This window comes from Neisseria bacilliformis, assembly GCF_014055025.1.
GTDB classification, from domain to species: domain Bacteria; phylum Pseudomonadota; class Gammaproteobacteria; order Burkholderiales; family Neisseriaceae; genus Neisseria; species Neisseria bacilliformis.
On record NZ_CP059571.1, the window covers coordinates 1,471,389 to 1,494,021 of the forward strand.

The window sequence follows — 22,633 nt, forward strand, 5'->3', positions numbered from 1 at the left end:
ATTTAACCCCTGAGTTCGGCTTCGGTGTCGTGGTGGATTTGTTCGAGTTCCTCCTGCCAGAGAAGCCAGTTTTCTTCCATTTGTCCTAATTTTACTTTGATTTCTGCCAGTTGGGTAAGTGTTTGCTGCAATTTGGCTTTGTTTTCTTCGCAATAGGCGTTTTCTTGTGCCAAAAATGCTTCATAGGCGGTTTGGGCGGCGGAAAGGGCGGCGATTTCTTGTTCGGCGCGTTCGATTTTTTGTTGTAGCGGTTTGCCGCGTTTGGCTTTTTCCTGGCGGATGTGCGCTTCGATGCGTTTAGCGTCTTTGCGGTTTTGGTTTTGCGCGGACGCGGCGGGCGCGGCGGCGGCGTTTTCCTGCGCAAGGCGGTAGCGGCGGTAGTCGTCCAAATCGCCGTCAAAGGTTTTCAGACGGCCGTCTTCGATGAGCAGGAAGCTGTCGGTGGTGGCTTCGAGCAGGCTGCGGTCGTGGGAGACGACGATGAGCGCGCCCTGAAAGCTCTGCAAGGCCAGCGTGAGGGCGTGGCGCATGTCCAAATCGAGGTGGTTGGTGGGTTCGTCGAGCAGCAGCAGATTGGGTTTCTGCCAGACGATCATGGCCAGGGCGAGGCGGGCTTTTTCGCCGCCGGAGAAGGGGGCGGTGTTTTGCAGGGCGGCATCGCCGGTGAAGTTGAAGCCGCCGAGGAAGTTGCGGATGTCTTGTTCTTTGGCCTGGGGCGAGAGTTTTTGGATGTGCCACAGCGGGCTTTGGTCGGGACGCAGTGTGTCGAGCTGGTGTTGGGCGAAGTAGCCGGTGTTGAGTTTGTCGGCGCGGACGATTTGCCCGGCCTGCACGGGAAGGCTGCCGGCCAGCGTTTTGATAAGGGTGGATTTGCCGCTGCCGTTGACGCCCAAGAGGCCGTAGCGCGCGCCGCTTTCGAGGGAGAGGGAAACGTCGCGCAGGACGGTTTCGCCGCCGTAGCCGAGATCGGCTTTTTCGAGTTTGAGCAGGGGGTTGGGCAGGTGCTCGGGGCGGTCGAATTCAAACGAGAAGCCGCTGTCGATGTGGGCGGGGGCGATGCGCTCGAGTTTGTCCAACGCTTTCATGCGGCTTTGCGCCTGCACGGCTTTGGTGGCTTTGGCTTTGAAGCGGTCGATAAAGGATTGCAGGTGTTTGATTTGCGCCTGCTGTTTGAGGTAGGCGGCCTGCTGTTGGGCGAGGCGGCGGGCGCGTTCGGCCTGGTAGAAGTCGTAGTTGCCGCCGTAGAGGGTGAGTTTTTTGCCGGACAATTCTACGGTTTGGGTGGTGGCGGCGTTGAGGAAGTCGCGGTCGTGGGAGATGATGATTTGGGTGCAGGGCAGGCCGGCGAGGTGGTTTTCCAACCACAGCACGGTTTCCAAATCGAGGTGGTTGGTGGGCTCGTCGAGCAGCAGCAGGTCGGCGCGGCACATGAGTGCTTGGGCGAGGTTGAGCCGCATGCGCCAGCCGCCGGAAAAGGATTTGACCGCTCGGCCGTGTTCTTCTTGGGCAAAACCGAGGCCGCTGAGGAGTTTGGCGGCTCGGGCGGGGGCGGAATAGGCGTCGATTTCTTCCAGTTTGGCGTGGTATTCGGCCTGCTTCATGCCGTCGTTTTTCGCCTCGGCCTGCGCCAAGGCCGTCTGAAAAGCCTGCAATTCTTGGTCGCCCTGCAACACGTAATCCAGTGCGCAGATGTCGAGCGCGTGGGTTTCCTGCGCCACCGAGGCGGTTTTCCAGTGTGGCGGGATGGAGATGTCGCCGCCCTCCTGCGCGATTTCGCCTTTTATCAGGGCGAACAGGCTGGATTTGCCGCTGCCGTTGCGGCCGATCAGGCCGACGCGTTTGCTGGGGGCGATGGTGAGGCCGGCGCAGTCGAGCAACAGCTTGCTGCCGCGTTGCAGGGTAAGGTTTTTCAGTTCGATCATAGACACTCGGGCGGGTGGCGCGGAAAAGGCGGCATTTTAGCGTTTCCCCGCCGAGGTCGAAACGGGGCTGTTTGCAATCGGTGTTGCGGCAAACCGATTGTAAACAGCCCCTCATCCGTAAAAAGGATGCGTATAATGGCGCGGTTTTTGCCAACGATATTTTTAAAGGAACACAGAAATGAGCATTCAAGAGCAGATTAAAGAAGTGGTTACCACCCATCCGGTGGTGCTGTTTATGAAGGGCACCAAGCAGTTTCCGCAGTGCGGCTTCTCTTCCCGCGCCGTGCAGCTGCTGAACGCCGTGGGCGCGCAGTATGTTACGGTAAACGTGCTGGAAAACCCGGAAGTGCGCCAGGGCATCAAGGAATACAGCAACTGGCCGACCATCCCGCAGCTTTATGTCAACGGCGAATTCGTCGGCGGCGCGGACATTTTGCAGGAAATGTACGAAGCGGGCGAATTGCAGGAACTGGTGGGCGCGCAATAAGGTTTGCCGCACGCGCAGTTGTTAAGAGGCCGTCTGAAAACTATGTTTTCAGACGGCCTTTTGTATATCGCCGACGAATCAGCGGTTTTCGTATTCGGTGGCGGGGTCGCCGTAATACAGTACGCCCAGTTTGATGGGGATGCGCCCCTGCGATTTGCGGTGGGCGTTGGAATCGCGGAGCGAATAGGCGCAGCCGCAGTATTCCTGCTGGTAGAAGTGCTCGCGTTTGCTGATTTCGATCATGCGCGCGCTGCCGCCGCCTTTGCGCCAGTTGAAATCCCAATACACTAAACCGTCATACGGCGCGGCGGCGCGGTGGCCGCAGTCGTTGATCTGCGCCATGTTTTTCCAGCGCGAGATGCCCAGCGAGCTGGTGAACACGGGAAAGCCGTTTTCGTGGGCGTATTGGGCGGCTTTTTCAAAGCGCATGTCGAAACACATGGTGCAGCGGATGCCGCGCTCGGGCTCGAATTCCATGCCTTTGGCTTTGGCAAACCATTCTTTGCGGTCGTTTTCGTAGTCGTCGTCTTTGTCGATAAACGGGATGCCGAATTTTTCGGCAAAGCGCAGGTTTTCTTCTTTGCGCAGCAGGTATTCTTTGAGCGGGTGGATGTTGGGGTTGTAAAAATAGATGGTGTAGTCGATGCCGCTGGCGAGCATGGCTTCCATCACTTCGCCCGAGCAGGGGGCGCAGCAGGAATGCAGCAGCACTTTTTTGTGGCCGCCCGGGGGGACGAGCACGGGGCGGGCGATGGGGGTAACTTCGGGTACGGTGTTCATGGCGTGGTGTTGGTGTGTTTTTTGTGTGTGGAAACGGTTTATGCGGTGCGCCGCCGGCGTTTGCGCCACTGCCGCCAGCCGTAGTGCAGGTAGCCGGAGAGGCTGTATCCGAGGGCGAGCAGGAACAGGGCGAGGGCGGGGCTGAGGGCGAGGGCGAGCAGGACGAGCATGACGATCACGAGGGCGACAAACGGCACTTTGCGGCGGACGTTGATTTCTTTGAAGCTCCAAAAGGGAAGCTGCACCACCATGGAGAGGCCGGCGAACAGGGTGATGACGAGTGCCCACCATTTCACGCCGACGAAGTTTTCGACGCTGTGGTTCACCCAGATCAGGCCGACGATCAGCGCGGCGGCGGTGGGGCTGGGCACGCCGACAAACCAGCGTTTGTCGCCTTTGCCGCTGCCGATGAGGGTGTTGAACAGGGCGAGGCGCAGGGCGGCGCAGGCGCAGTAGATGAAGGCGGCGGTGTAGCCGAGGCGGCCGAAGTGCAGGAGCTGCCATTTGTACACAATCAGGGCGGGGGCGACGCCGAAGCTCACCATGTCGGCGAGGCTGTCGAGCTGTTCGCCGAACGCGCTCTGGCTGTTGGTCCAGCGGGCGACGCGGCCGTCCATGCCGTCAAGCAGCATGGAGATGAACACAGCGATGGCGGCGTTTTCGTAATGGCCGTGCATGGCCTGGGTGATGGCGAAGAAGGCGGAAAACAGGGCGGCGATGGTGAAGGAATTGGGCAGGATGTAGATGCCGTTTTCGCGGATGCGCCGGATGGCGGCGCGGCTCTCGGGCCGGATTGTGGCGGACATGGTGTCGTGCTGTGGGATTGGTTGCAGAACGGGCGCGATTATAACCGATTTGCAACAGGCCGTCTGAAACGGGTTTGGCGCGGCCAAAACGGGGGGCGGCGTTTTAATTTCGCCGCAGCCTCCGCTTCTCAGACGGCCTGTACAATGGTTGAGGCCGTCTGAAAAGGTTGCGGCTGTGCCAAAAGCGTTTTTTGGTTGCGCCGAAGCTGCGCTTTCAGACGGCCTGCGGGCTTCTGGGAGATTACTTCCTGCGCCGCCGCTCACCCGGCAAGCCCATGTCCGCCCATTTCACGATATTGGCCACTTCGGCAGGGTTGAGTTCGTAAAACTGGCCGCGTTTGAGGCGGTTGGGCAGGCCGATGGGGCCGAAGCCGACGCGCACGAGGCGGCTGACGGTTAAGCCGAAATGCTCGAAAATGCGGCGCACTTCGCGGTTGCGGCCTTCTTTGATCACCACGCTGTACCATTTGTTTGCGCCTTCGCCGCCCTGCTCGAAGATGCGCTCCACTTTGGCGAGGCCGTCGTCCAGCATCACGCCTTCGGTGGTGAGTTCGCGCATTTGCTCGGCGGTGAGTTCGCCCAGCACGCGCACGGCGTATTCGCGTTCCACTTCAAAGCTGGGGTGGGCGAAACGCTGCACGAGTTCGCCAGAGGTGGTGAGAATCAGCAGGCCGCTGGTGTTGATGTCCAGCCGCCCGATGGCTACCCAGCGGCTGCTGGCGGCCTGCGGCAGGCGGTCGAAAATGCTGACGCGGCCTTGCGGGTCGTCGCGGGAGACGATTTCGCCTTCCTGTTTGTAATACAGAATAATGCGCGGCAGGCGGTCGGCCCATTTGAGTTTGATGGGGCTGCCTTTGACCGTTACCTGGTCGTCGGGCGTAACCTTGTCGCCCAGCTGCGCGGTTTTGCCGTTGACCTGCACCAGCCCGGCGGCAATCCATTCTTCCATCTCGCGGCGCGAACCCGCGCCCGAGGCGGCCAGCACTTTTTGCAGACGCTCGGGCTCTTGGCGCGACAAATCGCTGCGGCGTTCTTTCAAATCGCGGGCGCGTTCCATGATTTTCTGGTTGGGATTGCGCACCGCCAGTTTTTTCGCTTTGGACGCACGCTGTTTGGGCGCGCGGTTTTCCGGCGTGCGGCCGTCTGAAAACCGGTTTTCAGACGGCCTGCCCTGTGCGCCGCCGCGTGCGGGCTGGTCGCGGCGCGGGGCGTTTTTGCCGCCGTGTCCGGACGGCCTGCCGCCTTCGGCAAAGCGGTTTTCAGACGGCCTTTTCGCCGCGAGGGCGGTTTTGGCGGGTGCGGCGGACGCGCCGTCGCGCCACTGGCGTTTGCTGGTTTTCTTGTTCGGCATGGGGGGTCTCCTTAGGGGCTGTTCACAAACCCATTGCAAACAGCCCCTGCACCGCATCGGGCGGCGGTTCTTCTGCGGTTGGGGCAACGGCAGGTCGGTTAAAAAAGTGGGCGGATGTGCAAAATCGTTTTTCAGACGGCCTCTTTCCTGCCCAGCACCATCGCATCGCCGTAGCTGAAAAAGCGGTATTCCCGCTCGACGGCGTGGCGGTAGATGCGGCGGATTTCCTCCGTGCCGGCGAAGGCGGAAACCAGCATCAGCAGGGTGGATTTGGGCAGGTGGAAGTTGGTGATGAGGCAGTCGGCCACGTTGAAGCGGCAGCCGGGGGTGAGGAAGATGTCGGTGTCGCCGCTGCCCGCGCTCAGGCATCCTGTGGCGCGGGCGGCGGATTCGAGGGCGCGCACGGAGGTGGTACCCACCGCCCAGACGCGCCCGCCCAGCGCCTTGGTTTCGGCCACGGCTTCGGCGGTTTCGGCGGGGATGTCGTACCACTCGCTGTGCATTTTGTGCTCGGCGACGTTTTCCGTGCGCACCGGCTGGAAGGTGCCCGCGCCGACGTGCAGGGTGATTTCGGCGGTGCGCGCGCCCCGCGCTTCAAGTTCGGCCAGCAGTGCTTCGGTGAAGTGCAGGCCGGCGGTGGGGGCGGCCACCGCGCCCTGGTGTTTGGCGTACACGGTTTGGTAACGCGCTTCGTCTTCCGCTGCGGCGGCGCGGGCGATGTAGGGCGGCAGCGGCAGGCGGCCGTGCCGTTCGAGGATTTGCCAGACGCTTTGTTCGCCCGCGAAACGCAGGGTGAAGAGTTCGCCCGCGCGTTCGGTCATTTCGGCGCGGATGCCGCCGTCAAACAGCAGCACCGTGCCGGGCTTGGGCGACTTGGAGGCGCGGATGTGCGCCAGCGCGGTGTGCGCGTCGAGCACGCGCTCGATCAGGGCTTCGATGCGGCCGCCGCTTTCCTTCTGCCCGAACAGGCGGGCTTTGACGACTTTGGTGTTGTTGAACACAAACAAATCGCCCGCGCGAACCAGCTGCGGCAGGAAGGCGAAAGTTTCGTCGCGCAGCGTCCCGTCCGGCAGCGCGACAAGCAGGCGGCTTGCGCCGCGCTCGGCGGGCGGGTGCTGGGCGATGAGGTGTTCGGGCAGGTGGAAGTCGAAATCGGAAAGGAGCATGGGAAGCCGTCTGAAAAAACGCGGCACGCACAGCCGCTGCGAAAAGGCGCGATTATAGCGCAACTGCGGCGGCGAGGCCGTCTGAAACGCAGCTTTCAGACGGCCTCTGCCGTGCACAGGGAGTGGTTTATCCAGTAGAATGCCGCCGTTTTGAACCATTTGAGAAGCTGCCCTACGCAGCCGGAAATAAAGGAACCAGCCATGAGCAACCCGAACCAAGAAACCGTCGTCATCACGCCGCAGGAGCTGCCGCTGCATTGCAGCGGCCCGCGCCACGAAACCTGGAACGGCCACCCGCGCGTTTTCCTGCCCATCCAGTCCAACGGCAGCATCGAATGCCCCTACTGCGGCACGATTTACCGGCTGGACGGGGAAATCGGGCACCATCATTTCTGACCGATCCCCGCGCCGCCGACGTATCAGAAAGGCCGTCTGAAAAGCGTATTACGCGGCTTTCAGACGGCCTTTGGTTTGGGCGGCGCAAACCGCGTGCGTGGCTTGCGCCACACACCCTGCAACGGGTTCGGCATCGCGGATGGGAAACAGGCCGTCTGAAAGCGCGGATTGCTGCTTTCAGACGGCCTGTTGTTTGCAAAACGCGTTTACGCTTGGGCAACGGCCTGTTGCAGCGCGGCGGCGATGCGTTGCACCTGCGCTTCGTCCAGATACGGGTGCATGGGCAGGCTCATCACTTCGGCGGCCAGCAGGTCGCCCACGGGCAGCGCGGCATCGGAGGCGACGGCGGGCTGTTTGTTGAGCGGAATCGGGTAGTGCACGGCGGTGGGGATGCCTGCGTCTTTCAGGGCGGCCTGAACGGCGGCGCGGTTTGGCACGCGCACGGTGTATTGGGCATACGCACTGACGTTGTGCGCCTCGACAAACGGCGCGGCTATGCCCGCTCTGGCCAGTTCCTGCGCATACATTTGCGCCACTTCGCCGCGCAGGCGGATTTCTTCGTCGAGTATCGCCAGTTTCGGCAGCAGAATGGCGGCCTGCAAGGTATCCAAACGGCTGTTTACGCCGACGCGGATGTGGTGGTAGCGGCGGTCTTGGCCGTGCCGCGCGATTTGGCGGATGGCGGCGGCGAGGTTTTCGTCATTGGTAAACACCGCGCCGCCGTCGCCGTAGCAGCCCAGCGGTTTGCTGGGGAAAAAGCTGGTGCAGGCGATGGTGGACAGGTTGCAGGATTGGCGGCCTTTGTAGCTCGCGCCGAAACTCTGCGCCGCGTCTTCGATGACGGGCAGGCCGTGTTTGGCGGCAATGGCATTAATCGCGTCGAAATCGGCGCATTGGCCGTAGAGCGACACGGGAATAATCGCTTTGGTGCGCTCTGTAATCGCGGCTTCGAGTTTGGCGGGGTCGAGGTTGCAGGTGTGTTCGCACACATCGACATACACGGGCTTCGCGCCCAAAAGGGCGACGGTTTCGGCGGTGGCGATGTAGGTGAAGCCCGGGGTAATCACTTCGTCGCCCGCGCCCACGCCCAAGGCCATCAGCGCGATTTGCAGCGCGTCGGTGCCGTTGGCCACGCCGATGCAGTATTTCGCGCCGCAAAAGGCGGCGAGTTTTTCTTCCAACTCGGCCACTTCGGGGCCGAGGATGTATTGCCCGTGCGCGAGCACTTTCTGTATGCCCGCGTCGATTTGCTCTTTAATGCGCGCCTGTTGGGCGGCGAGGTCGATGAATTGCATGGTGTTTCCTTGCTGTGGGCTTTCAGACGGCCTCTGCTTTATGTACGATGCCGTCTGAAAGTATGTAAACGCTGCCGCTGTGCGGGCAGACGGTTTGGCCGCTGCCGGTGAGCGGCAGATCGAGCCGTTCGCCGTATTCGCTCATCCAGCCGGTTTGGCGGGCGGGCACGCCCAGCATCAGCGCGTAGTCGGGCACGTCTTTGTTCACCACCGCGCCCGCGCCGACAAAGGCGAAACGGCCTATGGTTACGCCGCAGACGATGGTGCAGTTTGCCCCGAGCGTCGCGCCGGTTTTGACGCGTGTGTCGCGGTATTCGCTTTTACGTTCGATCAGCGCGCGCGGGTTGTACACATTGGTGAACACCATGCTGGGGCCGCAGAACACGCCGTCTTCCAGCGTTACATTGTCGTACACGGACACGTTGTTTTGGATTTTGCAGCCGTCGCCGATGACGGCTTTGTTGCCGACAAACACGTTTTGGCCGAGCGAGCAGCCGCGCCCGATTTTCGCGCCGGCGCAGATGTGGGCGAAATGCCAGATGCGGCAGCCCGCGCCGATGCTTGCGCCCTCGTCGATGACGGCGGTTTCGTGGGCGGTGTAGTCGTTCATGGCGGGTTTCCTTTTCGGGTTCGGAGGCCGTCTGAAAATGCGGAATTCGTGTCGCGCTTTCGGACGGTATCGGTTTTTAATCTTCGGGCAGTTGCAGCGTTCTCTGCCGCATCACGGATTCCATCAGCCTGCCGAAACCGCGTGTGTGGCTTGCGCCGCACACCCTACCTGCGGTGCAAACGGCGGTTTGGATATTTTGTTTCACGATACAGAGGCCGTCTGAAAAGGTTTTTTCAGACGGCCTTTCGGTTTTCAGACGGCCTCTTGGGCGCGTTCGTCGGCGGCTTCGTAGGCTTCGACGATTTTTTGGACGAGCGGGTGGCGGACGACGTCTTCGCTGGTGAAGGTGTGGAAATACAGCCCTTCCACATGGCGCAGTTTTTCGCGGGCGTCTTTGAGGCCGGATTTGATGTTTTTGGGCAGGTCGATCTGGCTGGTGTCGCCGGTGATGACGGCTTTGGTGCCGAAGCCGATTCGGGTGAGGAACATTTTCATTTGTTCGGGGGTGGTGTTTTGCGCTTCGTCCAAAATCACATATGCGCTGTTGAGGGTGCGGCCGCGCATGTAGGCCAGCGGGGCGATTTCGATCAGCCCTTTTTCGATGAGTTTGGTAACGCGGTCGAAGCCGATCAGGTCGTAGAGCGCGTCGTAGAGCGGGCGCAGGTAGGGGTCGACTTTCTGGGTGAGGTCGCCCGGGAGGAAGCCGAGTTTTTCGCCGGCTTCCACGGCGGGGCGCACGAGGATGATGCGCTCGATCTGGTGTTTTTCCATCGCGTCGGCGGCGGCGGCCACGGCGAGGTAGGTTTTGCCGGTGCCGGCCGGGCCGAGGCCGAAGACGATGTCGTGGTTCAGGAGGGCGCGGATGTAGCCGTTCTGGCGCGGGGTCCGCCCGCCGATGCTGCCGCGTTTGGTGTGCAGATAGTATTGTGTCGCTTCGGTTTTTTGCTGATGGGACGCGTCGGCGGCTTTGGCTTCCACGGCGGCGAGGCTGATGTCGTTTTCGTCGATTTCGCGGTTTTGGGCGAGTTCGGCGAGGGCTTCGAGGGCGCGGCGGCCGGCGTGGGCGTGTGCGCCGGTGAAGGTGAAGTCGGCAAAGCGGCGGCTGGCTTGGATGCCGAGGGCTTTGCCGAGGGCATCGAGGTGGGCGTCGAGGGGGCCGGCGAGGCGTTGCAGGGCGGTGTTGCCGATGTTGTCGAGGGCGAGGTGTACGGTGTGGGTCATGGACGCTTTGGGGGTTGGTGCGAAACGGGCGCAATGATGGGCTTTGCGGCGGCGGAAATCAAGGTTTGAGGCCGTCTGAAAGCTGCGTTTTCAGACGGCCTCTTGGCCTGTTGGCGGTATCAGTGCGCTTTGTGGGTGGTGCTGTACAGGATTTTGTCGGTCCGGGCCATCGCCACGGCGGAGATGAGGAAGCTCAGGTGGATGAGGCTTTGCCACAGCATTTGTTTTTCGGAAAGCCGGGCGGCGTTGATGAAGGTTTGCAGTAGTTGGATGGAGGAGATGCTGATGATGGACATGGAGAGCTTCACTTTGAGCACCGAGGCGTTGACGTGGCTGAGCCATTCGGGCTGGTCGGGGTGTTCGTCTACGCGCAGTTTGGAGACGAAGGTTTCGTAGCCGCCGATAAGCACCATGGTGAGGAGGTTGGCGATCATGACGACGTCGATGAGGTTGAGCACGGTGAGCATAACGGTGTTTTCGTCCATCTGGCCGAGGTTGATCACCAGGTGCCACAATAATTTCAGGAATTTGTAGGCGTAGATGGCCTGCACGACGATAAGGCCGAGGTAGATGGGCAGTTGCAGCCAGCGGCTGGCGAAAATCATGCGGGCGAAGATGTTGTCCTGACGGGTGCGCGGGGCGGGGGTGTGCGGGGTGTGTTCCATAAAAAAACAGTTGTCTGCTGTTGGTTGGCAAAGGCGCGGATTGCAACGGCGGCGCGGTGAAAAGGCCGTCTGAAAAACACGGAAATCTGTTTTTCAGACGGCCTGACTCTGTTGCGGGCGGGCTGTTTTGTCTGCTGTTTACAGCCACGGGGTGAGGTGTTGCGCGGCGATGTCCCACTGCCAGATGCCGCCCTGCCCTGCCCCGTTCAGGCCGCGCAGGAAGAGGTAGCGGACGCGCACGGTGGAGACGGGGTGGCGGCGTTGTTGCAGCATGCGGGCGGCGGCGAGGGCGTAGATCCAGGCTTGCAGGTAGTAGTGGTGTTCGGCCATGGCCGCGTCGAGGGCGGCGGGGGCGTAGTCTTCGGGGCGGTGGCCGAGGTGGTTGGATTTGTAGTCGATGACGCAGGGTTGGCCGTCTGAAAGCAGGCAGGTCATGTCGATGTAGCCGTTGAGGAAGCCTTTGAGGGTACCGAAGTCGAGTTTTTCGGCGGCGGCGAGGCAGGCGGGGGAGAGGCCGGCGGCGGCGAGGCTGTTTTTCAGACGGCCTGTGTCGAGTTGGTCGAAATGCATGACGAAGCCGGTTTCGCTGATGCGGCGCACGCCCGGGAGGGCGGCGAGGGTGTCGCCCCGCCAGAGGTCGGCGTCGGCGGTGTGCTGCACGGTTTGGGCGACGGCTGGCAGCCATTCCGCGCCGTAGCCGTAGCGTTCGAGGGTGTCGGCGATGAGGGGGTGCTGTTCGGCGGCGGGGCGGCCGAAGCGGTGTTTTTCGAGGATTTCGTGCAGGCAGACGCCGGCCTGTGCGCCTTGGGGGAAGTGGAAGATGTCGTATGCGGCCGGTGCGTCCGGCGCGCTTTCGGGGAGCGGCAGGCGTTCGGCGTTGTCGAGGGCGGGCTGCATTTCGTCGGCGGTTTCGTCCTGCGTGCCGCTGTGGGCGAGGCTGCGGGTGAGGCCGGTGAAGCTGGTGTGGCGGACAAACTCGAAGCGGCGCGGGGGGTATTCGGCGGCGCGGTATTCGCTTGTGCGGGGGCGGCTTGGGCGCAGGACGGCGGCGGGGGGCGCGCCTTCCTGCCACAACACGGCGTTTGCGGGGGCGGCGTCTATCCAGTCCAGCCAGTTTTGGCGCAGCAGGGCGGCGGGGTTTTCCACGCTGGCGCAGGCCGTCTGAACTTGGGCGCGGGTGTCGTCGGGGCGGCCGGCGAGCAGGTAGGCGAAGGTGTTGAGCCTGCTGTTTTTTTTGCTTTTGCAGGCGGCGGCGTAGAGGACGAGTTGTTCTTCGGCGCGGGTAAGAGCGACATAAAGCAGGCGCAGGCGTTCGCCGAGATCTTCGTCGGCGAGCTGGTTTTGGTCGGCTTCGCCGAGTTGGGCGGCGGCGAGCAGTTCACTGCCGTGTTCGCGGCGCAGGATGTGCCACATTGCGCCGCGCGCTTCGGAGGTGTCCCACGAGAAGGGGCAGAAAACAAAGGGGTATTGCAGACCCTTGGATGCGTGGATGGTTACGATTTTGACGAGTGCTTCGTCGCTTTCGAGGCGCAGGACGGTGTTTTCGGCGGCGGACGCGTCCTGCATCTGCGAGAGCAGCCAGTTGCGCAGCGAAGGGGGACTGTGGGCGGCTTCGTCTTCGGCGGCGAGGAGTTCGGCCAGCTGCCAGAAGTTGGTGAGGCTGCGTTCGTTGCGCTGGGCGAGCAGGCGGGTTTCGAGGCCGTAGCGGCGGGCGAAGGCGGTGAGGGCGGCGTAGATGCCCTGCCGCTGCCAGATTTCGCGGCATTGTTCAGCGGCGGCGATGTGTTCAGACAGGCTTTTTTCGTTGCGGTTCAACTCGTAAAGCTCTTGGGCGGTGCGGCTGAACAGGACGCCGCCGAGGACGAAGCGCAGCGGCTCGGCGCGCCGGGGTTCGAGCCAGAAGTCCAAGAGGGCGGCGAGGGCTTGGGCTTCGGGGCTTTGGAACACGGATTCGCGCTGCACGGACACGCTGCGGATGTTGCGCGCGGCCAGGGCGCGTTTGACCATGCGTCCCTGGTTATGGCTGTGGACGAGGACGGCGATTTGGCCGGATTCCGCGGGGCAGCCGTTGACATTCAGACGGCCTTCTGCCGCGAGGTTGAGCAGGGCGGCGATTTCGTCGGCGCAGTAGTCGGCGGCGCGTTGGCGCAGGGTGTCTTTGTTAGCTTCGGTTTCGTCCGCACCGTGCAGCCAGCGCACGCGCACGGCAGGTTGCGGCGGGCTGACGCGGCTTTCGGCGCGGGGGGCGGACACGGCGGGATAGGCGATGCCTTCGAGCACAAAGGGGCGGTTTTTGCGCGTGAACAGGCTGCCGACGGTGTCGGTGAGGCGGCTGTGGCTGCGGTAGTTGTGCGCGAGGGTGTAGCGGTTGGGGGTGTCGGCGGCGGCTTGCAGATAGGCGTGGATGTCTGCGCCGCGAAAGCCGTAGATGGCCTGTTTGGGGTCGCCGACGAGAAACAGCGGGCGGCCGTTTGCTACAAAGATGCGGCGGAAGATTTCGTATTGCAGCGGATCGGTGTCTTGGAATTCGTCGATAAGGGCGAACGGCCAGTTTTGCGCCACGGTTTGCGCGAGCTGTTCCGAATGCGCGCCGGCGGTGAGGGCGTGGTAGAGGTCGAGCAGCAGATCGTCGGGGCTGCGCGTTTGGCGCGTCTGCCGCTGCGCGTCGGCGGTTTGGCGCACGTATTGCAGAAAGTCGAGTTGCAGGGCGGTGAGGGCGTCGCGGGAGGCGGCGGTCAGCGCGGCGGCGGCTTGGCGGACGCGGTGGAAGGGCGATAGGGCGGCGATGTCGGCTGCGGAGAGGGCGCAGCCTTTTTTGACCGAGGTGTCGCGGGCGAGGTATTCGGGCGAAAACACGTCTTCGCCGTTGCTGTTTTGCAGCAGCGAAACGATTTTTTCAGACGGCCGTTCTTGGGTTTGCACCAGGCGGGCGAGTTCGGCGAATTTGTCTTCGTAGCTGCTTTTGCGGAATTTGCTGCCGTTCAATACGGGATGGATGCGCCGGAATGCCGCGCACGCGTCGGCAAACTGCTGCCGGAACGCCTGCCATTCTTCGGCCGCCGCCGCTTCGGCCTGCGCCAAATCGGTTTGAGGCCGTCTGAAAACGAGGTCGGGGCGTGAGAGGGCGCGGGAGAATTCCTGCAACAGCGTGTCGGGCAGCAGGCCGGCCTCGAAGGCCAGCCGCGCGTTTTGCGGGTCGGGGGCGACGTGGAGCCGCCAGAAGTCCTGCGCGTAGGTTTCCAGCTCGCGGCGGCCGTTTTCGTCCAGCTCGGTGTCGAAGGGCACTTGGCAGAGGAAGGCGTAGTCGCCCAAAATCCGCTGGCAGAAGCCGTGTATGGTGTAGATCGCGGCGTTGTCGAACTGCGAGAGCGCGGCTTTCAGGCGCATTTCCAGCCGTTCGCGCGGCTCTTGTGCCGCCGCCTGCGCGAGCAGCTTCTGCATGAACGGGTCGGCCGGGCTTTCGGTTGCGTCGCCACGGATACGGCGCAAAGCCTCGTCCAGCCGCGCGCGCAGGCGGGTTTTCAATTCGGCGGTGGCGGCTTTGGTGAAGGTTACGACCAGCACTTTGTCCACGGGCAGCTTTTCCAGCAGGATCAGGCGGGTGAACAGGGCGGCGATGCCGTAGGTTTTGCCGGTGCCGGCGGAGGCTTCGATCAGGGCGGTGCCGCCGATGGGGATGGCGAGCGGGTCAAACGGTTGGGCGGTGTGGGGCATGGCGGGGTGTGCGTGGGGTTCGGACGACGGAGCGGCATTATAGCAAGGCGGGCGGGGCGGTTTGCGGCCGTCTGAAAAAGGCCGTCTGAAAAAGGCCGTCTGAAAAAGGCCGTCTGAAAAAGGCCGTCTGAAAAAGGCGGCCGCACCCTTTCGGGTGCGGCCGCCTGCCTTATCCGCCGGTTCAGCGTTTGGCTTCTTTGGCCAGATACAGCCAGGTTTCAATCACGGTGTCGGGGTTCAGCGAGATGGTGTCGATGCCCTCTTCCACCAGCCATTTGGCAAAATCGGGATGATCCGAGGGGCCTTGCCCGCAGATGCCGACGTATTTGTTGTGCTTGCGGCAGGCGGAGATGGCCAGGTGCAGCATGACTTTCACCGCCGGGTTGCGCTCGTCGAAGGTGGCGGCGATGGAGCCGCCGCTGTCCCGGTCCACGCCGAGAGTGAGCTGGGTCATGTCGTTCGAGCCGATGGAGAAGCCGTCGAAGTATTGCAGGAACTGTTCGGCCAAGAGGGCGTTGCTCGGCACTTCGCACATCATGATCAGGCGCAGGCCATTTTTGCCGCGCTCCAAGCCGTTGGCTTTGAGGGCTTTGACGACGGCTTCGGCTTCGGCGAGGGTGCGCACGAAGGGAATCATGATTTCGACGTTGGTCAGCCCCATTTCGTCGCGCACGCGTTTGAGGGCTTTGCATTCGAGGGCGAAGCAGTCGGCGAAGTCTTCGGAGATATAGCGCGCCGCGCCACGGAAGCCGAGCATGGGGTTTTCTTCGTGCGGTTCGTAGCGGCTGCCGCCGATCAAGCCCATGTATTCGTTGGATTTGAAGTCGGACATGCGGACGATGACTTTGCGCGGGAACACGGCGGCGGCCAAGGTGGAGACGCCTTCGGCGATTTTGTCCACGTAAAAATCAACGGGCGAGGCGTAGCCTGCAATGCGCGCTTCGATTTCTTCGCGGGTGTCGGCGTCCTGCCGGTCAAACTCGATCAGGGCTTTGGGGTGGATGCCGATTTGGCGGTTGATGATGAACTCCATGCGTGCCAGGCCGATGCCTTCGCTGGGCAGGCCGGAGAAGGAGAAGGCCAGCTCGGGGTTGCCGACGTTCATCATGATTTTGACGGGCGGCTCGGGCATGTTGTCCAAGGCCACGTCGTTCACTTCCACGTTGAGGATGCCTTCGTAAATCAGACCGGTGTCGCCTTCGGCGCAGGATACGGTTACTTCCTGTCCTTCGTGCAAAACGGACGAGGCGTTGCCGCAGCCGACCACAGCGGGGATGCCCAGCTCGCGGGCGATGATGGCGGCGTGGCAGGTGCGGCCGCCACGGTTGGTTACGATAGCGGCGGCGCGTTTCATCACCGGCTCCCAATCGGGGTCAGTCATGTCGGTAACGAGCACGTCGCCTTCCTGCACGGTGTCCATTTCCGAGGCGTCTTTGATGAGGCGCACTTTGCCTTGTCCGACTTTCTGGCCGATGGCGCGGCCTTCGCACAGCACTTTTTTCCCGCCTTCGATGGCGTAGCGGCGCAGGCTGCGGCCGCCTTTTTCCTGCGATTTCACGGTTTCGGGGCGCGCCTGCAAAATGTAGATTTTGCCGTCGATGCCGTCGCGTCCCCATTCGATGTCCATCGGGCGGCCGTAGTGTTCTTCGATGATGAGGGCGTATTTGGCCAGCTCGGCGATTTCTTCGTTGCTCACGGAGAAGCGTTTGCGCTGTTCGGCGGGCACGTCGATGACCTGCACCGATTTTCCGGCCTGCGCCTCTTCGGTGAACACCATTTTGATGAGTTTGGAACCCATGGTTTTGCGCAGGATGGCGGGTTTGCCCGCACGCAGCGTGGGTTTGTGGATATAGAATTCGTCGGGGTTCACCGCGCCCTGCACCACCATTTCGCCGAGGCCGTAGGACGATGTGAGGAAAACAACCTGGTCGAAGCCGCTTTCGGTGTCGAGGGTGAACATCACACCCGATGCGCCATGATCGGAGCGCACCATGCGCTGCACGCCGGCCGAGAGGGCGACGATGTCGTGGGCGAAACCTTTGTGGACGCGGTAGGAGATGGCGCGGTCGTTGTAGAGCGAGGCGAAAACGTGTTTCATCGCCTCTTTGACGTTATCCAAACCGTTGATGTTCAGGAAAGTTTCCTGCTGGCCGGCAAACGAGGCGTCGGGCAGGTCTTCGGCAGTGGCCGAAGAGCGCACGGCGACGGAAATGGCGTCCGTGCCCGCGTCGGCCACCAGCTTGTCCCAAGCCTCGCCGACAGCCTTATCCAATTCTTCGGGAAACGGCGTTTCCAAAATCCACTGGCGGATTTCCTTGCCCACCCGCGCCAGCTCGGTAACGTCGGACACATCCAAACCGGCCAGAGCCTGCGAGATGCGTTCGTTCAGGCCGTTATGCGCGAGAAAGGCGCGGTAGGCTTCGGCGGTGGTGGCGAAACCGCCCGGCACGCGCACGCCTTTTTCGGTGAGCTGACTGATCATTTCACCGAGCGACGCGTTTTTGCCGCCCACGCTGTCCACGTCGGTCATGCGCAGATTTTCAAACCAGATAACGTAATTTGCAGCCATTTTATGTCGTCCAAATCAAAGGTTGTAGAAGGATAGGGAAATCAAGGTGCGGCATTTTAACCAGCCAAAGCCGATGTGTCATGTGTTTTTCCGGCGGCAAAGGCATACAGGCCGTCTGAAAAAACGCGCGACCGCGCCGGTGTAATCCCCTGAAACCCCATATGCGGCCTACCCTGAAAAAACGTCAAAAACCAACCGAATCTTACATTTAAATACACTTCGCAACCTTTATGCATAAAAACAAACGCTCCGCCGCTGCATACGCCGCATACAAAGCACGTCCAACGCGGTTTCCCGCTAAAATGTAGCCCCATGTAGTTTCTGCGGCACACTTCAATTTCAGACAGCCTCTTGCTATCATCCCGCCCCTTTACAACCCTTTGCAAAGCGAACCGCACCATGACCCGCCGCGCCGCCTTTTTCATCTCCGACCGCACCGGCCTCACCTCCGAAAGCATGGGCGAAGCCCTGCTCGACCAGTTTCAGGACATCAAATTCAAGCGTTCCACCTATCCTTTTGTCGACACACCCGAAAAAGCCCGCGCCATGGTGCAGATCATCGAAACCGCCGCGCGGCAGACCGACCTGCGCCCCTTAGTGTTTTCCAGCATCATCAACGAAGAAATCCGCGCCATCATCCGCAGCAGCCCCGGCCTGCACCTGAGCTTTTTCGACGCGTTTTTGGGCGTACTCGAAAACGAATTGGGCACCAAAGCCCGCCACGAAGCCGGCCGCGCCCACGGCATCGCCGACAGCGCGCGCTACGAAGCCCGCATGGACGCGGTGAACTTCACCCTCAACCACGACGACGGCGTGAGCGACAAAGACCTCAAAGACGCCGACGTCATCCTCATGGGCGTATCGCGCAGCGGCAAAACCCCCACCTGCCTGTATCTCGCCCTGCAATACGGCATCCGCGCCGCCAACTACCCGCTCACCCCCGACGATTTGGACAACCCCGACCTGCCGCCGATGGTGAAACCCTACCGCAGCAAAATCTACGGCCTCACCATCAAACCCGAGCGGCTCGCCGACATCCGCGAAGAACGCCGCCCCAATTCAAACTACGCCAGCCTCGCCACATGCAGGCAGGAAGTGGCCGACGCCCAGGCCATGTTCCGCCGCTTCGACATCCCCCACACCAACACCACCCACAAATCCGTAGAAGAACTCGCCGCCTGCATCATCCAGGCCTGCGGGCTGAAACGGCGTTTCTGAAACCCGCCGACAAAGCAAGAGGCCGTCTGAAAAACGTTTTTCAGACGGCCTCTTGCCGTTGAAGCAGCGGGCAGCTTGGAGTGCACACCCAACATCGGCCGGTTGCACGGATGTTTGGAATCGATCCAAGCTACCTTGGCTGCCGCGTATGCGGATTCAGCCCTAAGGTAGTGTGTGTCGCCCCGAGGCGACGCACACGTTCTCTGCCGCATCCACACCCACGCCCTGCCCTGCCAACCCAAACCGCGTGCGTGGCTGCGCCCCCCTGCCTTAGCGGCAAGAGGCCGTCTGAAAACATGAAAAACGCAACGGGTTTCTTGGGTTGCAAACCCAACATCGGCGGACTGCGCGGGTGTCGGGGAGCGCCCCAGCCTGCCTTGGACGATTACGCGATGCCGAACCCGTTGCAGGGTGTGTCGTCCCAAGACGACGCACGCGGTTTCTGCCGGACAAGAGGCCGTCTAAAAACCTGTTGAGCGGATTTTTCAGACGGCCTTTCGTTTTCTTGCCGGACAAACGGCTGCGGTAAAACGCAAACCGCGTGCGTGGCGTGTGCCACACGCCCTACCCCAACGGCAGAGGCCGTCTGAAAACATAAAAAAACGGCAGGCCGTGTGTTCGGTCTGCCGTTTTTTGCCGTCCGGTGCGGTTTCACTCCAAATCCGTTTTCTCTTCCGGCGAAGCGGCCGCGCCGCCGGTGAAATCGAGTTGCGGCAGCAGGCTGTCGAGGTTGAGGCCGTTTTTGTCCAGCGTGGGGTAGTCGGAAAACGCCACGGTGTAGCCGCCGCCCGCGCTGCGGATTTGCGCCTGTGCGCCCAGCGGGAAGGTGGTTTTGTTGGCGATGTGGCCGAAGGGGAAGCCGGTGAGCACGGGCACGCGCGCCATACGCGAGACGGCCTGGATGACGGCGTTGAAGTCGTAGCCGCCGTCGTACACGTCGCGGATGTTGCCCATGCGGAAGTCGCCGAACACGATGGCCTGCTGTTTTTGTAGCACGCCCGCAAGCAGCAGGGTTTGCAGCATCCGTTCGATGCGGTAGGGCTGCTCGCCCACGTCTTCGAGAAACAGGATGCCGCCTTTGATGTCGGGCAGGTAGGGGCTGCCCGCGAGGGCGGCCAGCACGCTCAGGTTGCCGCCCCACAGCGTGCCGCCGATGTTGACGTTTTCGCGGCCGAAGGCGGACACGGACACGGTGTAGCCGCTGTTGGAGGCGCACTGCACGAAGGAGTCCATCGTGTAGCTGCCCGGAATCGGTTTGCCGAACTCGCTGTACACCATCGGCCCGGCGAAGCTGGGATAGCCGCCTTTGGCCAGCAGCGCGAGTTGCAGGGCGCACACGTCGCTGAAACCGAAAAACAGGGTGGCGTGTTCGCGCATTCTCGCCGCCAGCGAAGCAAAATCGATGTGCGGCAGCAGCCGCTGCGCCCCGTAGCCGCCGCGCAGCCCCATCATCACTTTGGGTGTGGCGGCGCGGCCGGAGGCGACGTCCTGCACGTCGGCGGTCCGCTCGGCGTCGCTGCCGGCAAAACGCTGGTGGCGGCGGAAGGCGGCGGCCTGGTTTTCCACCACGAAACCGGCGTTTTGCAGCCGCTCGATGCCCGTCTGCGCCCGCGCGGGGTCGGGCGCGAAGCCCGAGGGGGCGACGATGCGCAGCACATTTCCGTCGGTGCGGCGCACCGGCGCGGCGGGCGGCTTCGGGTTTGCGGCAACGGAGGGCTGCGCCGCAGGCACGCCGCCGGTACAGGCCTGCAACACGCCTGCCCCCGCCATCGCGGCGGAAGCACGGAACAGGTTGCGGCGGGAAATTTGCCAAGTCATTTCAAACATCCTTTCAAACGGTTCTGGGGCCTGTCGGCATTAACTGCGGCGAACTGTTTTGGCTGCGCCGAAGCTGCGCTTTCAGACGGCCTCAAACGCCATATTCATGTTGTGAGAGCGCGCGGATAACCAGCTTTTTGCCGGCCTCGTCCGCCAGAATATCGGCCACCTGCCGCGTCCAGTCCTCGGGCAGCGACACCGCCGACTTGCGTTCGGCCGCCGCCCAGATTGACGCGGGGAAGCAGGCGTCGTCAGCAAAACGCGCGATCACATGCCAGTGCAGGTGCGGCACGACGTTGCCCAGGCTGGCCAGATTGATTTTCGCCGGACGCAGCACCCGCCGCATCGCCCGCTCGACATGGCAGACGGTTTCCATCAGCTCGTAACGGTCGGCGGCGGAGAGGTCGGTCATCTCGGCCACATGCGCGTGCCAAATCACGCGGCAGAAAGCGGGCGCGTTGGCTTCGTCGTGCACCGCGATCACACGCATTCTGTCGTTGCGCCACAAAACCTCTTCGCCGGACGCGGCGCAAATCGGGCAATCTTTCATTCGGACACCTGCTGTAAAAAAAGGCGCATTGTAGCCCAAACCGCGCAGGCACGGTTCGGGGCGCGCCCAAACCGCGTTTTCAGACGGCCTCACCACGTCTGCACCGCCGTAGGGTGTGATGTCGGATACAAATATCCGACCTGCGGCCATCCGCGCCCTGCCCTACCACGCCTAAAACCGCGCGCGTGGCTGTGGCGCACACGCTCCATACGGCGGAGGCCGTTTGAAAGCCGAATCAGCCGGTGATTTTAAGATGCCGGTAGAGATAATCGCGGTAGTCGTTGACGAGTTGCTGGTCGGGGCTGTCTTCCAGCGTGCCGCCGGTGAGGCAGCGGATGGCGGTGTTGGCGTGCATCAGGCCGTCCTGCGGGGTGAGGCCGGCGGTTTCCAATATCACGCTGCCGAAGAGGGCGAGGTCGAGCAGGCGGTGCGGCGCGGGGGTGTGCGGCAGGCTGCTGCGGACGGCGCACTGGGTGAGGTAGTCGGGGTGCGGGTGGTCGGTTTGGATGGGTGGGGTGAAGTGCTCGAAGTTGGGCTGGTGGTCGCCGAAGTAGGCGAAGACGTAGTCGCGTTTTTTGGGGATGCTGTTCTTGCCGGAGGCAGCCTGAAAAGTGCTTGCCGCATTGTCGGAGGCCGTCTGAAAACCGTCGGCGCGTTGTTGCAGCCATTGGTTGAAGGCTTCGGTGGCGGTGTTGAGGTCGGCGATGCGGGCGGCGTAGTCGTTCAGGCTGCCTATGGCTTTGTCGGAGAGGCCGTCTGAAACCAAGCTGTATCGGTTGGGGGCGTCGCTGCGGTAGGGGCCGTGTTCTTTCATGGTGAGCACGTAAACAAACAGAGGCTGCTCAATACCGGCCAGCGCGGGGTGGCGTTTTTCGAGGATTTGGCGGGCGTAGGCGAGCATTTCGCCGCTGCCGATGTGCCACAGGTTTTTGCTCAGGGGGGCGGGGTAGCCGAGTTCCTGCGGCTGCAAGACGAGGTCGAAGCCGAGGTGGTCGTAGGCGGCTTTGGCGTTGTAGTTGCCTTTGGTAAAGGGGGTAAGGGCGACGCAGAAGTAGCCGTGGGCTTTGAGGTTTTTGACGAGGCCGCCCTGCATGTGGGGGACGACGGAGTAGAACACGCCGCCGGCAAGCGCGCCGAAGTCGGTGGAGGGGACGCCGGTGAGCAGGGCGAATTCGGATTTCCAGGTGCCGCCGCCGAAGGTGTGCACGCGCAGCGGGGCGGCAAAGCGGGTGTCGCGCTGCGGCGCGAACATGCTCATGGGCGGCAGGCTGTGGCTTTGCAGGGCGATGCGGTGCGGGTTGAAGGTGGATTCCTGCAAACATACGACGATGTCGGGCTTGTTTTCAGACGGCCTTTCAGGCTGCTTTTCAGCCAGCCCCTGCTCTTCTAAAAGCAGCCTGAAACGTTCGCCGTCGCCGTCGAATTCGGGGGTTTTGAAGAACACGCTGCGGCAGGACATGGGCAGGTTGAGGAAGACGTCGCGGCCGTCGTCGGGCAGGGAGTCGAGCCACACCTGCACGGCGCGTTTGTCGCGGGTGTAACGCGCCATCAAGAGCAGGCTGGCGGCGGCGGCGAGGGCGGCGGCGATGCGCCAGATGCCGCCTGCCACGGCGGCGTCCGACCAGCCGAACAGGGCGTAGGCGAGCACGCCGACAAGGCCGGCCACGGCAACGATTGCGCCTTTGTAGTGGGTGAGGGTTTCCCAGTTGCGCCAGTCGAAGGCGAGCAGGAAGTCGGAAACCAAGAGCGGCTGTTTGTAGTAGTGGATTTTCAGGCGGTGGAACAGGATGAGGACGACAAACAGCACGGCGGCGAAGTTGAGGCCGCGCTGCCACTGGCCGCTGGCGGCGAACATCAGCGAGAAGAAGAGGACGAACTGGCAGGCGGCGAAAAAGCGCGTCCAGCGGTAGTGGGCTTTGCCGCCGACGGCCAGCGCGGCGGCGGCGAACAGGGCAAGCAGGATATAGTGCATGGCAATCGGGGCGGGAAAAGGCGGCATTGTAGCCGAAACGGCGGCGGGTCGGGCTGCGGGACGGGTTTTCAGACGGCCTCTGCCCTCGGCCAG

The 22,633-nt window shown here is 62.4% G+C and carries 18 protein-coding genes; 3 read left to right on the forward strand and 15 right to left on the reverse strand.

What is annotated here, in order from left to right:
• Positions 1-2: 2 nt before the first annotated feature.
• The gene (locus tag H3L91_RS07265; RefSeq protein ID WP_007343032.1) at positions 3-1,922 is read right to left on the reverse strand and encodes an ABC-F family ATP-binding cassette domain-containing protein; all 1,920 of its coding nucleotides are present in this window, start codon (positions 1,920-1,922) and stop codon (positions 3-5) included.
• 178 nt (positions 1,923-2,100) lie between these two features.
• Here H3L91_RS07265 and grxD point away from each other — a divergent pair, with 178 nt between their 5' ends.
• Positions 2,101-2,409, forward strand: coding sequence for a Grx4 family monothiol glutaredoxin (grxD, locus tag H3L91_RS07270; RefSeq protein ID WP_007343033.1), 309 nt, complete (start codon positions 2,101-2,103; stop codon positions 2,407-2,409).
• A gap of 78 nt (positions 2,410-2,487) precedes the next feature.
• On the opposite strand, the gene H3L91_RS07275 is transcribed toward grxD, so the two are convergent.
• The 4 genes from H3L91_RS07275 to queA all read right to left on the reverse strand — a co-directional run bounded on the left by H3L91_RS07275 (position 2,488) and on the right by queA (position 6,512).
• Positions 2,488-3,189 carry an epoxyqueuosine reductase QueH gene (locus tag H3L91_RS07275; RefSeq protein ID WP_040659536.1) on the reverse strand — a complete coding sequence of 234 codons (702 nt, stop codon included), beginning with the start codon at positions 3,187-3,189 and terminating at the stop codon, positions 2,488-2,490.
• A 38-nt stretch (positions 3,190-3,227) separates the two neighbouring features.
• Entirely contained in the window at positions 3,228-3,995 is a 768-nt protein-coding gene (pssA, locus tag H3L91_RS07280; RefSeq protein ID WP_050783137.1) for a CDP-diacylglycerol--serine O-phosphatidyltransferase, read from the reverse strand.
• 241 nt (positions 3,996-4,236) lie between these two features.
• On the reverse strand, positions 4,237-5,346 hold the full coding sequence (locus tag H3L91_RS07285) for a pseudouridine synthase (protein ID WP_007343036.1): 1,110 nt from the start codon (positions 5,344-5,346) through the stop codon (positions 4,237-4,239).
• A gap of 131 nt (positions 5,347-5,477) precedes the next feature.
• Positions 5,478-6,512, reverse strand: a complete 1,035-nt coding sequence (gene queA, locus H3L91_RS07290) for a tRNA preQ1(34) S-adenosylmethionine ribosyltransferase-isomerase QueA (protein ID WP_040658949.1) — start codon at positions 6,510-6,512, stop codon at positions 5,478-5,480.
• 201 nt (positions 6,513-6,713) lie between these two features.
• Between queA and H3L91_RS07295 the strand changes: the two genes are divergently transcribed.
• Entirely contained in the window at positions 6,714-6,908 is a 195-nt protein-coding gene (locus tag H3L91_RS07295) for a zinc-finger domain-containing protein (RefSeq protein WP_040658951.1), read from the forward strand.
• 206 nt (positions 6,909-7,114) lie between these two features.
• On the opposite strand, the gene H3L91_RS07300 is transcribed toward H3L91_RS07295, so the two are convergent.
• The 7 genes from H3L91_RS07300 to ppsA form a co-directional block, all read right to left on the reverse strand.
• Complete coding sequence (locus H3L91_RS07300; RefSeq protein ID WP_007343039.1) at positions 7,115-8,203, reverse strand: DegT/DnrJ/EryC1/StrS family aminotransferase; 1,089 nt, start codon at positions 8,201-8,203, stop codon at positions 7,115-7,117.
• A gap of 22 nt (positions 8,204-8,225) precedes the next feature.
• Positions 8,226-8,813: an acyltransferase gene (locus H3L91_RS07305; RefSeq protein WP_007343040.1), complete on the reverse strand. Its 588-nt coding sequence runs from the start codon at positions 8,811-8,813 to the stop codon at positions 8,226-8,228.
• A 76-nt stretch (positions 8,814-8,889) separates the two neighbouring features.
• The gene (locus H3L91_RS12485; protein WP_007343041.1) at positions 8,890-9,018 is read right to left on the reverse strand and encodes a hypothetical protein; all 129 of its coding nucleotides are present in this window, start codon (positions 9,016-9,018) and stop codon (positions 8,890-8,892) included.
• 47 nt (positions 9,019-9,065) lie between these two features.
• Complete coding sequence (locus H3L91_RS07310) at positions 9,066-10,034, reverse strand: PhoH family protein (RefSeq protein ID WP_007343042.1); 969 nt, start codon at positions 10,032-10,034, stop codon at positions 9,066-9,068.
• Positions 10,035-10,153: 119 nt separating this feature from the next.
• Complete coding sequence (locus H3L91_RS07315) at positions 10,154-10,699, reverse strand: TIGR00645 family protein (protein ID WP_007343043.1); 546 nt, start codon at positions 10,697-10,699, stop codon at positions 10,154-10,156.
• Between the two features lie 138 nt (positions 10,700-10,837).
• A complete protein-coding gene (recB, locus tag H3L91_RS07320; RefSeq protein WP_040658953.1) occupies positions 10,838-14,413 on the reverse strand; it encodes an exodeoxyribonuclease V subunit beta in 3,576 nt (1,191 codons plus the stop codon).
• Between the two features lie 181 nt (positions 14,414-14,594).
• Complete coding sequence (gene ppsA, locus H3L91_RS07325) at positions 14,595-16,982, reverse strand: phosphoenolpyruvate synthase (RefSeq protein ID WP_007343045.1); 2,388 nt, start codon at positions 16,980-16,982, stop codon at positions 14,595-14,597.
• Between the two features lie 399 nt (positions 16,983-17,381).
• Here ppsA and ppsR point away from each other — a divergent pair, with 399 nt between their 5' ends.
• Positions 17,382-18,200, forward strand: coding sequence for a posphoenolpyruvate synthetase regulatory kinase/phosphorylase PpsR (gene ppsR, locus H3L91_RS07330; RefSeq protein ID WP_007343047.1), 819 nt, complete (start codon positions 17,382-17,384; stop codon positions 18,198-18,200).
• Between the two features lie 651 nt (positions 18,201-18,851).
• Here ppsR and H3L91_RS07335 read toward each other — a convergent pair.
• The 3 genes from H3L91_RS07335 to H3L91_RS07345 form a co-directional block, all read right to left on the reverse strand.
• Positions 18,852-20,018, reverse strand: coding sequence for an LD-carboxypeptidase (locus tag H3L91_RS07335; RefSeq protein WP_040659540.1), 1,167 nt, complete (start codon positions 20,016-20,018; stop codon positions 18,852-18,854).
• Between the two features lie 91 nt (positions 20,019-20,109).
• Entirely contained in the window at positions 20,110-20,568 is a 459-nt protein-coding gene (locus H3L91_RS07340) for an HIT family protein (RefSeq protein WP_049255934.1), read from the reverse strand.
• A gap of 235 nt (positions 20,569-20,803) precedes the next feature.
• Positions 20,804-22,540, reverse strand: a complete 1,737-nt coding sequence (locus H3L91_RS07345; protein ID WP_040658955.1) for an LTA synthase family protein — start codon at positions 22,538-22,540, stop codon at positions 20,804-20,806.
• Between the last annotated feature and the right edge of the window lie 93 nt (positions 22,541-22,633).